The 11,731-nt window shown below is 43.7% G+C and carries 10 protein-coding genes (1 of these 10 only partly in view); 9 read left to right on the forward strand and 1 reads right to left on the reverse strand.

Annotation, left to right across the window (positions count from 1 at the left end):
- Positions 1–136 precede the first annotated feature (136 nt).
- The 5 genes from PBT90_RS01845 to PBT90_RS01865 all read left to right on the forward strand — a co-directional run bounded on the left by PBT90_RS01845 (position 137) and on the right by PBT90_RS01865 (position 6,784).
- Positions 137–1,300: a hypothetical protein gene (locus PBT90_RS01845; protein ID WP_270131257.1), complete on the forward strand. Its 1,164-nt coding sequence runs from the start codon at positions 137–139 to the stop codon at positions 1,298–1,300.
- 143 nt (positions 1,301–1,443) lie between these two features.
- Entirely contained in the window at positions 1,444–2,439 is a 996-nt protein-coding gene (locus tag PBT90_RS01850; RefSeq protein ID WP_270131259.1) for an adenosine kinase, read from the forward strand.
- Between the two features lie 205 nt (positions 2,440–2,644).
- A complete protein-coding gene (locus PBT90_RS01855; protein ID WP_264808655.1) occupies positions 2,645–3,973 on the forward strand; it encodes a M16 family metallopeptidase in 1,329 nt (442 codons plus the stop codon).
- Positions 3,974–3,999: 26 nt separating this feature from the next.
- Entirely contained in the window at positions 4,000–6,048 is a 2,049-nt protein-coding gene (locus PBT90_RS01860; protein ID WP_270131262.1) for a M16 family metallopeptidase, read from the forward strand.
- Positions 6,049–6,055: 7 nt separating this feature from the next.
- Entirely contained in the window at positions 6,056–6,784 is a 729-nt protein-coding gene (locus tag PBT90_RS01865) for an outer membrane lipoprotein-sorting protein (RefSeq protein ID WP_264808657.1), read from the forward strand.
- A 247-nt stretch (positions 6,785–7,031) separates the two neighbouring features.
- Here the strand turns inward: PBT90_RS01865 and PBT90_RS01870 are convergent, their stop codons facing one another.
- Positions 7,032–8,675 (reverse strand): M61 family metallopeptidase, encoded by a 1,644-nt coding sequence (locus PBT90_RS01870; protein ID WP_264808658.1) that lies wholly within the window; start codon positions 8,673–8,675, stop codon positions 7,032–7,034.
- Positions 8,676–8,813: 138 nt separating this feature from the next.
- Here PBT90_RS01870 and rpmH point away from each other — a divergent pair, with 138 nt between their 5' ends.
- The 4 genes in view from rpmH to tsaB are tightly spaced (at most 48 nt apart) and all read left to right on the forward strand, a layout consistent with a single transcriptional unit that may run on beyond the window.
- Positions 8,814–8,972, forward strand: a complete 159-nt coding sequence (gene rpmH, locus PBT90_RS01875) for a 50S ribosomal protein L34 (protein ID WP_092729746.1) — start codon at positions 8,814–8,816, stop codon at positions 8,970–8,972.
- 48 nt (positions 8,973–9,020) lie between these two features.
- A complete protein-coding gene (gene rnpA / locus PBT90_RS01880) occupies positions 9,021–9,410 on the forward strand; it encodes a ribonuclease P protein component (protein ID WP_264808659.1) in 390 nt (129 codons plus the stop codon).
- Entirely contained in the window at positions 9,403–11,064 is a 1,662-nt protein-coding gene (locus PBT90_RS01885) for a S41 family peptidase (RefSeq protein ID WP_264808660.1), read from the forward strand. Before rnpA ends, PBT90_RS01885 begins: the two co-directional genes overlap by 8 nt.
- Before the next feature lie 5 nt (positions 11,065–11,069).
- On the forward strand, positions 11,070–11,731 hold the 5' portion of the coding sequence (gene tsaB / locus PBT90_RS01890; RefSeq protein ID WP_264808661.1) for a tRNA (adenosine(37)-N6)-threonylcarbamoyltransferase complex dimerization subunit type 1 TsaB. The gene runs 28 nt beyond the window's last position; the window shows 662 of its 690 coding nt (coding positions 1–662); it begins with the start codon at positions 11,070–11,072; its stop codon lies off the right edge, out of view.

Below are 11,731 nucleotides of genomic sequence, written 5' to 3' on the forward strand. Positions count from 1 at the left end.
GGTTTTAGTTTCTTTTTAGTCCGGCCTCTGGAATAGCAGCACAACTACAAATAAGTCCAGCTTCTGGAGAAGCAGGATAACCCATCTTTTGCCCTTTCGCCCGATCTACCTAATTTAGCAGCCTAAAATCGCCCGAATGCAATTAATCGAAGTTACCAGTACAGCCCATCAGATAGAGTTTATCGAGATGGCTGTCAGGTTGTATAAAAACGAAAAAAATTGGATCCGGCCTCTTGACGCAGATATCGAGGGGCTTTTTCACCCGGAAACCAACAAGCTTTTCAGAAATGGCGCCAAGGCCAAACGTTGGCTGTTGCAAAACGATCGTGCAGAAACCATCGGACGTGTAGCAGCTTTCATCAATCCCAAAATGAAGGAAAAGCAACCGACTGGAGGTTTGGGTTTTTTTGAATGCATCGACGATCAGGATGCAGCATTCTTACTGTTTGATACCGCAAAAGCCTGGTTGGAAAGCGAGGGAATGGAGGCCATGGATGGCCCGATCAATTTCGGTGAGCGGGACAAGTGGTGGGGATTGCTCGTGGATGGCTTCACGGAGCCGAATTACAATATGCCCTGGAACTTTAAGTATTACCAGAAGTTCTTTGAAGATTACGGTTTCCAGATCTACTTCAAGCAATTCACCTACGCCAGAAATGTTCAGAATGTGGGTTTTGATGAGAAGCTCATTGCCAGGGCGAATGTGATATTGGGCGATTCTGATTATACTTTCAGATATATCAAAGGCAGGGAACTGCGGGAAAAAGCACCGGAGTACTTTATGAACGTGTATAACAAAGCCTGGGCACGACATATGGGAAAAACCTTGACTTTGAAGGAAACCCAACTCATGTTTTCCAAAATGAAGCCCATCTTGGATCCCAAGTTGATTTACTTCGGATTTTACAAAGGGGAGCCGGTTTCCATGTTTATCCAGATTCCTGAGATCAACCAGATTTTTAAGCATGTCAATGGGAAAATGGATCTGATCGGTAAGCTAAAGTTTCTTTGGTACAAAACATTTTCACCGCCCAATAAAATGCTGGGTTTGGTGTTTGGAGTAGTGCCGGAGCATCAGGGCAAAGGTGTAGAATCCGCCATGGTGGTAGAATATGATAAAATGAGCGGGAAACCGGATTTTCAATACAAAACCATAGAGATGAACTGGATCGGGGATTTCAACCCGAAGATGATGCGGGTTTGTGAGCAGCTTTTGGCAGAAATTTATAAGACCCATCATACTTACCGGTACTTATTTGATCGGGAAAAGCCTTTTGAAAGACACCGCATATTTGATTAATAGTGTTATTTACGATTTTTGAATTACGATTTACGAGGCCAACTTAGGAGATTGAGGTTTTTCTACATATTGACCTTTGTAACCTTACAACTTTCCAATTCTGAGACCCAATATTTCAATTTTATAATTTTACAATCTATTTCATGAAAAAATACGACGTGACAGGCATAGGAAATGCCTTAGTAGATATAGAGTTCAAGGTGACCGATCAGTTTTTTGCTGACAATGGAGTCGAGAAAGGCCTGATGACCTTGGTGGATGAAACCCGCCAGAATTCTCTGATGAATGTGATCGACACCACCCATGCGAAAATGCAATGTGGAGGCTCGGCCGGAAACACGGTGATTGCGATCTCACAGTTTGGAGGTAAATCCTACTATTCCTGTAAGGTGGCCGATGATGAAATGGGGCACTTTTATATGAATGACATGAAATATGCGGGAGTTTCACATAACCTGAATGAAGGAAATCTGGCAGCAGGAATCACCGGTAAATGCCTGGTGATGGTCACTGAGGATGCAGAGCGTACCATGAATACCTATCTAGGGATCACGGAGACCTACTCCAATGAAGATGTGAATGAAGCTGCGATCAAGGATTCCAAATACCTCTACATAGAAGGCTACCTCATCACCTCTGAAAATGGGAAAGCTGCCATGAAGCATGCCAAGAAAATAGCTGAGGAAAACGGCGTGAAAGTGGCTTTGACCTTTTCAGATCCGGCTATGGTGAAGTATTTCAAAGAACCCATGGCCGAAGTGATAGGTGCCAGTGTAGATCTGCTTTTTGCAAACGAGGAAGAAGCCATGATCTTTACCGAAACAGATAATTTGCTAGATACCCGCGAGGAGTTGAAAAAGCTGGCCAAGCATTTTGTAATCACGCAGGGAAAAAATGGGGCGATGATCTATGATGGAGATACTTTTATAGATATAGAACCCTATGCGACCACTGCCATAGACTCCAATGGAGCCGGGGATATGTTTGCCGGTGCCTTTATGTATGGAATCACCAATGGTCACAGCTATGCTTCCAGCGGAAAGCTCGCTTCCATGGCCAGTTCGAAAATCGTCAGTCAATTTGGGCCTAGGCTACAATGGCACGAAGCAAAGGAGATTTTAAATCGTCTGAATCCTTAAGGCAATGATAATTCTCATCCCTCTGTCAGCAGCAGAGGGATTTTTATTTGATTAATTTTAGGATTGAAAATTTCTTCAAATGGCAATAATCTCGTTTTTTAGGAGACTTGATTTTCTGAACGGAAAACCTACGTTTTGGAAATAAGAATATTTACCTAGATATTTAAGACAAATAGTGGGTATAAACACCAATTAAACTTTTACTATGAGAAAAATTACAGTTTTAGGCTTGTTGGCAGGGATACTTAGCTTCCCGGCTTTAGCCCAAAATAAGATCGAGTTCAAGGAATTCGACTTAGACAATGGCCTGCACGTGATCATGCACCAGGACAACACCACACCTATCGTGGTGACATCGGTGCTATATCATGTGGGTGCCAAGAACGAACAGCCAGATCGTACAGGTTTTGCGCACTTTTTTGAGCACTTAATGTTTGAGGGCTCAGAAAATATCGAGCGGGGTGAGTACATGAATATCATCCAGGCGCATGGAGGTACGCTGAATGCTTACACTTCCAATGATATCACCTATTACTACGAATCCCTCCCATCAAACGAGCTGGAGCTGGCACTTTATATGGAAAGCGAGCGCATGCTTCATTCCAAAGTGGACGAAACGGGTGTAGAGACGCAGCGAGAGGTGGTCAAAGAAGAAAAGCGGCAAAGCTATGACAATCGGCCTTATGGAAGCATCCTGATCGAAACCCTGAAAAGAGCCTATTCTGAGCATCCTTACCGCTGGGCGCCTATAGGTTCACTGGAGCACCTGAATGCAGCTTCCATTGAGGAGTTTCAGCAGTTTTACAAAGATTTCTATGTGCCAAATAACGCCACGCTCACGATCGCTGGAGATATAGATTATCAGCAAGCGGAAGAATGGGTGAGAAAGTATTTCTCAGAGATTCCGAAAGGAACCAAGGAAATCTATAGACCGGATGTCACCGAACCCAAGAAAACCGAAGAAATCAGGGACGTGATCTACGACAACATTCAGATCCCGGCAGTGATCCAGGCGTATAATTTACCGCCGAAAACCCACCCGGATTCTTATGCCATGTCCATGCTATCCACCTATTTGACCGGGGGGAATTCATCCTTGATGACCAAGGAACTAGTGGACAAGCAGCAGAAGGCCTTGGCCATTGCAGCTATTCCATTGGAACTAGAAGATGGAGGGATTTTCATCATGTATGGGATTACCAATATGGGCATAGAACCACAGGACTTGGAGACCGAAATCGACAAACTGATCAAGCAGGTGCAGGCAGAAGGTATTTCAGATCGGGATTTTGAGAAACTTCAGAATATCATAGAAAATGACATCGTAAGCAGCAACTCCTCCATGGCGGGTGTGGCCGAAAATCTGGCGGAAGCCCATGTGATCTACGGAGACGCCAATTATGTCAATAAGGTCATGGATGCTTACAGCCAGGTGAAAAAAGAAGATTTGCAAAGAGTAGCAAATGAGTATTTGGACCTGAACGGTAGAGTAGTGTTGTATTATTTACCGAAGACTGAGCAGGCCGCTCAATGATTTTTCACCTAAACGATAACAAAGACATGAAAAAATTAGCAATATCTTTTGTATTGAGCCTTTTGGTGTCTGTCGTGAGCTTTGCTCAGGTGGACAGAAGTCAGTTTCCAAAAGCAGGACCGGCGCCGGTAATAAAGATTGGCGAAGCGGAGACTTTCACCCTGGATAACGGACTGAAAGTATTTGTAGTAGAAAACGATAAACTTCCTAGGGTTTCTTTTACGCTGGTTTTTGAGCGGGATCCACTGATGGAAGGAGACAAGGCAGGCATGACGGGCTTTGTAGGAGAGATGATAACGGCAGGAACTACCAATCGTACCAAGGATGAACTGGATGAGGAGATTGATTTTATCGGTGCTTCCTTAGGCGCTTCGGCTACTTCGGTTTCAGTTTCTTCCCTGAAAAAGCATCAGGAAAAAGTCCTAGACTTGATGGCTGACGTGCTTTTCAACCCTGTTTTTCCGGAGGAAGAGCTAGAGAAATTGAAAAAGCAGGCGATCACTGCTTTGGCAACAAGTAAAGACGAGCCAAATGCCATTTCTGGCAGATTGACCAGCGCGATGGTTTATGGCAAGGATCATCCATACGGGGAAGTGCGAACGGAAGAAACTTTGAAAAATGTGACCGTGGAGGATATCAAGCAGTATTACCAGACATTTTTCAAGCCAAATATCGCCTACCTGGCAATAGTGGGTGATATGAGCAAAACTGAAGCTGAAAAAGTGGTAAATGCACATTTCAGTGATTGGGAGCCGGGAAATGTCCCGACTTTTACCTATCCTGATCCAGCTCCAGCTGAGCAAAACATGGTAGGATTGGTCGATAGAAGTTCTTCTGTACAGACGGTCATTGATATTGCGCAGCCGATTGACCTTACTATTGGGGATGCAGATTATATCCCAAGTAGGGTGTTGAATCAGATATTCGGTGGGGGATCTTCCTCAAGACTTTTCATGAATCTACGTGAAGATAAGGGCTACACCTATGGGGCTTATTCTTCTTTTGCTTCAGATAAATTAATCGGCCAGTTTTCTGCCAATGCCTCTGTAAGGACTGAGGTGACAGACTCCGCTGTGTATGAATTCATCTATGAAATCAACAAGCTAGTAGAAGAAGGAGTATCGCAGGAGGAACTGGAAAAAGCCAAAGCAAACTTGGCGGGTTCCTTTGGTAGGTCTCTAGAGAGTCCGGCCACCATAGCTAACTTTGCCTTGAACATAGAGCGGTATGATTTGCCGGAAGATTACTATGAAACCTACCTACAGAAAATGAATGAGTTGACCGTAGAGGACATCAATCAAACTGCAAAAGACTTGGTAAATCCTGACAAACTCTACATCACTGCTGTGGGCAATGGAACCGAGATCAAAGATAAGTTGGCACAGTTTGGAGAGGTAAAAATGTTTGACAACATGGGCTTTCCTGCCCAAGAAATGGCTGCTGTAGATGCAGATGTCACGGCTTCCTCCGTGATTGAAGACTACTTGAAAGCAATAGGAGGCAAAGCCAAAGCGAGCTCCATTAAGACTGTGAAGCAGGTCATGGAAGCCGATGTGATGGGAAATCAGCTGGCTATAGATATGATCTATGATGACTCGAATATGCGCTATATTCAAAAAACCAAGGTGGGTGGCAATGTAATGCAAACTGCTGTGATCAAGGACGGAAAAGGAAATGCCATCGTCCAGGGTCAAACGGTGGAGATGACGGATGAGCAGCTGGACGCCGCGAAATTGGGCATGTTCTTTTTGCCAGAGCTGTATTATGAAACCATGGGATATACCTTGACGCTAGATGGCATCAAGGATGTGGAGGGTACTCCTGCATACAAAGTGATCGTCACTACTCCACTTGGCTCCACCATTAATAACTACTATGCGGTGGACTCTGGCTTGAAAATCAAAAATGAAAACCCAGTTTCTGGGGATACTTTCTATTCCGATTATCAGGAGAAAGAAGGCGTGCTGATACCCATGACTCAGACGATCAAGTCCGCAATGATTCCTGTACCACTGGAGGCCAAGGTGGCTTCTATAGAAATCAATCCTGCATTAACTGATGCGGATTTTAACTAATAGCAAAATGAAAAAGCAAATTATAGTACTTGCACTTGGCCTTTTGGCAGCTCCAGTAGCTACTCAGGCTATAGAGGTTGAAAAAGAAAAGCTGACGGTCAATGCAGATGACAACACTGTAGAAGAAGTCATCGCCAGCTACATCAAAGCCATAGGTGGAGAAGCCAAAATGAAGGCTGTCCGAAATATGGAGATGGATATGGAGGCCGAGATCCAAGGCATGAAGCTAATGATCACCGGGGTAAGTGATCAGGAAAATAGCCGCTTACTGAATGTGACCGAAATGAATGGCAATGTGGTTTCCAAAACTGTGGTAAAAGACGGAGCCGGTACAGTGACTGCCATGGGGCAGGAGCAAAAGCTTACCGACGAGCAGGTAGCCACCGTGGTGAAAAATCAGGTTTACCTGTTTCGAGAGCTGTTTTTAGATCAGTTAGGAATCACTGTGACTTACGAAGGTACTGAAGAGCTAGAGGGTGAGCAGGTTCATAAGTTGGCATTTAACACCGGAGGTGAGGGTAACTCTACCGAGTATTACAGTGTAGAGACTGGCTTGAAAGTTCAGACCAAATCCGATGCAGCAGGTACAATTAAATATTTGGATTACCAGGAGCACGATGGACTATTGATGCCCATGACTATGGTGATTTCCAGCAATATGATGCCTATGCCACTTGAAGCTAAGGTGACTTCTATTAAATTCAACCAGGAGTTAGACGATTCCATATTTAATTAATCGCAGCAATCTACAAGTATTGAATAAGGGTTGTCTCAAAAGTATCGCTCGTTACATCGTGCGAAGTCGAAATGTTTCCTGATTTACTGGAATGGCATTTGACTCCGCTCAGATAGACATCGAGAAGCCTTTTTGAGACAGCCTTTTATTTTTTGCAAGCACACCGGATTCCCACAGACCTGTACAGATTAGATTCTTAGAAGGTGTTTTTTATCACCCTTTGCGAAGCACTAGTTTATGCATGTTTTTACTTCGCCCAGCGGGTTCTTTTAGAGGTGCTTTCCTGCACGGATAGTTCGTAATCCATAAAGTACCTTTCCTCCGACTCTGGGACAAATACAGTAAGATTTCTGCCATATCTTTCTAATGTAAGCTCAAGCCCATCCTGGTTTGGCTTAATAGTTCGGATGATATCACCCAGCATCAGGTTTTTGTAGGCAGGACTTGCGGGATGTAGTTTGGTGATTTTTCCATTTTCCTGGCGGATGATCCCAAAATTACTTGCCCAGCTGTCCTCTTTTGCCTTCCTGCGGAGCTTTATCCCTAGTGAATTCATGTGTTTTTCAACTAGTGGGAAAATATCCGCATTGCCAGAAATATAGTCTTTGTAGAAGTCTTTGAAAGTATCTGTCTGTTTGGTTTGAGACAGGATTGTCTCCCAGACTTCATCTAATTGATACCCTACTTTGGACTTGCCATATTTCTCCCAAAGCTTACTCATCACCACATGCAGAGAGGAGGTTTCGTCCAGTAGCATGGAGTCCAGACAAAAAGCTATCAATGCCCCATGCGTGTAAATGCTGACTTTTCGGTCAGGGATCCCGATCATATATCCGTCCAGCCAGAGGTCATGACTGGATTCCAGGATGGAGTGATTTTTCCAGCCGAAGTTCATCGCTTCTCTGTTTAGTATTTTCTCAAATGTCTCGCAGTAATCCGAGATGCTGAAATATCCTGACTTTAATAGAAAAATATCCCCCATGTACGTGGTAACTCCCTCTACCATCCATCCGGCTTGATGGTAAGCTTCCTTGGAGAAGTCGTAAGGCATGATTTCTTTCGGTCGGATCTGGCACACATTCCAAGCGTGATATAGCTCATGGCAAGTGACACCAAGCAGTTCATCCATTTGTTTCTTGGAGGATAAGCTAGCCGCGGGACCAAATGTGATGACCGTTCCTCGCTGATGCTCCACCCCGTGATAGTGCGGGTAAGGAAGCAATTGAAAAATGAAATGGTACTCTGAGACCGGAAATTCCCCAAAAGCCTCGATCTGCTTTTCGGTAAATTTGATAAGTTCGGATTTGAATTGCTGGAGATCAAAGTGAATTTCGCCATGAAACCAAAGGTGAAAAAGTGTGCCCTGAACCTGATACGAGTCACTTTTAAGGGTTTGCGAAGCCAGAAAGCTACTATCAGCCAATTGCTGGAAGTCTTTGGCTGAGAAAACCCCATTTTTTTGTAGTAAGGTGGCGGCGATGAGGTATTCTTTGGGAGTGACTACTTTTACTTGGATTTCTTCGTCTTGCCTTCCTTTAAGTTCAAAGCAGCAGTTTACGAAATTCAGGTAAACCTGTTCATCATCCACCCAGCAGGCTCCGGCATCCATTTTGGCACAGTAGTACTCATAGCTTACTTCTACCTTTCCGGTTTGCTTGGGGGTCAGTTCCCAGAGGTCTTTGCTTACTTTAAGGGAGTTTATTTCTATTCCTTCGGCATCTTTTGCTTGAAAGTTTCTAATATTTTGAGCGTAATTTGCCAAATAATAACGGCCTGCTCTCCATGCCGGAAGCTGGAGTTTTACAGTGGAAATCTTGCTTACGGTGAAGCTGAGACGGATTTGGATGAATTGGGCTGTAGGGTTTTGGGCTTCAATGTGATAATGTATCATAGTGGATGATATTGTTTTCAGACAAATGTTATTTGGCTTGTTTGTATTTACAGAAATGGTACTTATCTTTGCAGTCCTTTTTGGGGGTGATTCCTGAGAAGCAAAGTTTAGAAAGCAATTAGATAAAGATATTCGATCATGAAAAGAACATTTCAACCTTCTCGTAGAAAAAGAAAAAATAAGCACGGCTTTAGAGAAAGAATGTCTTCTGCTAACGGTAGAAGAGTAATCAAAGCTAGAAGAGCAAAAGGAAGACACAAGTTGACTGTTTCTTCTGAAAAGACATTGAAGAAGTAATTCTTTGCACTGATTTTCGTATGTTCACATACGAATTTAGTCCTTGTGATGAATTACCGACTCCCAAAAAGTGAGCGGCTGCACGCCGATAAGCTTATCAAGGAACTTTTTAACGAAGGTTCCTCTTTTTTTTTATACCCCTTCAAAGTCCAGTATTTTGTTAAAAAGGGTGAAGATGCCGGAACCACCCGGGTGCTGTTTTCCGTTTCGAAGAAGAAAATAAAGAAGGCAGTGGGGCGTAATTACGTCAAGCGTAGGATAAAAGAGGCCTACAGGCTCAATAAATCCCTTCTTCCTGAATCAGATCATAGTTTGTCAATTGGTCTAATCTACGTAAGTTCCGACTTGATGGAATTCTCGGCATTGGAACCTAAAGTGATCCAGGTGCTGGAAAGGCTGACTCAAATTATTTCCGAAAACCATACAGACCATGAATAAATCCTTGAAAAAATCCCTTTTGATTTTTGCGTTGGGGGCAGTAGTGCTTAGCGGGTTTTTAGCTTTCAAAGCCAAAAATGACAGGCTTTTCGCTATAGCAAAAAACATCGATATTTTCGCGACATTGGTGAGGGAGCTAGACTCTTATTATGTGGATGAAATCGATCCTGATGAGCTAGTGACCATAGGGATTAATGCCATGCTGGAGGAGTTGGATCCTTATACTACTTACATTCCCGAGGAGGATTCAGATGATTTTAGACTTTTGACTACGGGTGAGTATGGGGGGATTGGCGCATTGATAGGCAATCGGGGAGAGGGAAGTATGGTGATTATGCCTTATACTGGTTTCCCTGCGCAGATGGCCGGACTGAAGATAGCCGATTACATCCTTCAGATAGACAGTACAAGGGTAAGTGGATTAGAGACAACTGACGTGTCGGAGTTGCTAAAAGGCCCTCCAAATACAGGGCTTCACCTGAAAGTGAAAAGGGGGAATGATACTTTGGAGTTTGATTTGATCCGTAAGAAAATCGCAATCAAAAACGTGCCCTACTATGGGAAACTGGATGAGCACACCGGTTATATCAAGTTGGCAGAATTCACAACCAACGCCTCGACTGAGGTCAGGAATGCACTGGTGGATCTGAAAAACCAAGGGATAGAGCGATTGGTGCTTGATCTTCGGGACAATCCTGGTGGATTAGTGAATGAAGCTGCAGAAATTGTCAACCTATTTATCCCAAAAGGGAAGGAAGTGGTGAAGACTATAGGGAAGTTGGAGAATGTCAATCATACCTATAAGACCACCAAAACTCCGGTAGATAAAAAAATACCGATGGTGGTTTTGCTTAATGAACGTAGTGCCTCAGCATCTGAGATTGTGGCAGGCACACTTCAGGATTATGACCGGGCAGTTTTGATCGGGAGAAAGTCATTTGGCAAAGGTTTGGTTCAGACCACGGTACCATTGACCTATAATGCGCAGATGAAAGTGACTACTGCCAAGTACTACATCCCTTCAGGTAGATGTATCCAAGCCATAGATTACCTACAAAGTAGAGAAAGCCATGAGTTGGTGACAGTTCCTGATTCCTTGAGGCAGGCATTTAAGACCAAAAATGGAAGGACTGTGCTAGATGGCGCCGGAATAGAACCTGATCTTGAAGTGGACGACAAGAGCTATGCACCGATTTCTTACAGTTTGGTGGCCAGAAATCATGTCTTTGATTTTGCTACGGAATACTTCTATGAGCATGAGCAAATCGCAAAGCCGGCAGATTTTATGATCTCAGATGCAGATTATGAGAAATTCGTGTCATGGCTAGATGGAAAGGATTATGATTATACCACCTACTTGGAGAAGTCTGTGGAGGACATGAAGAAGAATGCCGAAAAGGTGGAGTATTATGATGAAATAAAAGAACAGATCGAGGCATTGGAAAAGCGGGTAAATCACAGCAAGGAACAAGATCTGGTTACTAATAAAGAAGAGATCAAAAGAATTCTATCCGAGGAGATCGTCTCCAGGTATTATTTCCAAGAGGGAATGATTGAATCGGGACTAGTCGAAGATGAGGCTGTGAAAATGGCCCAGGATTATCTGAGCGATCCAGACAGGATTAAAGCCATCTTGACTGCCTCTACTAAATAAATGTGATGCCCACCATACTATCCATAGAGACCTCTACTCCGGTTTGCTCAGTAGCGCTGCATCATGAAGGAGTTTTTTTAGCAGAAAAATCTATACATGAGAAAGGAGCGCATTCCGAGAAGCTCATGGGAATGATAGGGGACTTATTGAAGCAGACGGGAATTGATGCTACGCAAATAGATGCGGTGGCTGTTTCTGAAGGTCCGGGTTCCTATACCGGATTGAGAATTGGGGTTTCTGTGGCCAAAGGACTAGCTTTTGGGTGGAATATTCCGATGATTGGTGTGAGTACGCTCAAGGCATTGGCCTGGGCTGCCTGTGTCAATCATGAGGATGCCCCGCTAATTATAGCCATGCTTGATGCGAGGAGGCAGGAGGTCTACCGGGAGGTATTCGACAGGAATTTAGATTCTCTGGCCAATCTGGACGCAGAGGTATTGGATGAAAATTCCTTTGGGAATTATCTGGAACAAAGTAAAGTTTACTTTGTAGGCGATGCCAACCTGAAAGCTTCCCGTCTAATCAGTCATGATAATGCTATCTTTTTAGAAATAGAAATTTCGGCAAAGTATATAGGTGATTTGGCTTTGGAGTTATTCGAAAAAAGTGAGTTTGTGGACCTGGCTTATTTTGTCCCTAACTACCTGAAGGAATTCAAAGCGTTACA

This window comes from Algoriphagus sp. TR-M9, assembly GCF_027594545.1.
In the GTDB taxonomy this organism is placed as follows: Bacteria; Bacteroidota; Bacteroidia; order Cytophagales; family Cyclobacteriaceae; genus Algoriphagus; species Algoriphagus halophytocola.

Excerpts from the sequence above, each read along its gene's own strand:
- PBT90_RS01850 (WP_270131259.1), top strand. The coding sequence starts at position 1,444 with ATGAAAAAATACGACGTGACAGGCATAGGAAATGCCTTAGTAGATATA.
- PBT90_RS01870 (WP_264808658.1), bottom strand. The coding sequence starts at position 8,675 with ATGATACATTATCACATTGAAGCCCAAAACCCTACAGCCCAATTCATC.
- rnpA (WP_264808659.1), top strand. The coding sequence starts at position 9,021 with ATGAATTACCGACTCCCAAAAAGTGAGCGGCTGCACGCCGATAAGCTT.
- PBT90_RS01885 (WP_264808660.1), top strand. The coding sequence starts at position 9,403 with ATGAATAAATCCTTGAAAAAATCCCTTTTGATTTTTGCGTTGGGGGCA.
- PBT90_RS01845 (WP_270131257.1), top strand. The coding sequence starts at position 137 with ATGCAATTAATCGAAGTTACCAGTACAGCCCATCAGATAGAGTTTATC.
- PBT90_RS01865 (WP_264808657.1), top strand. The coding sequence starts at position 6,056 with ATGAAAAAGCAAATTATAGTACTTGCACTTGGCCTTTTGGCAGCTCCA.
- PBT90_RS01855 (WP_264808655.1), top strand. The coding sequence starts at position 2,645 with ATGAGAAAAATTACAGTTTTAGGCTTGTTGGCAGGGATACTTAGCTTC.
- PBT90_RS01860 (WP_270131262.1), top strand. The coding sequence starts at position 4,000 with ATGAAAAAATTAGCAATATCTTTTGTATTGAGCCTTTTGGTGTCTGTC.
- rpmH (WP_092729746.1), top strand. The coding sequence starts at position 8,814 with ATGAAAAGAACATTTCAACCTTCTCGTAGAAAAAGAAAAAATAAGCAC.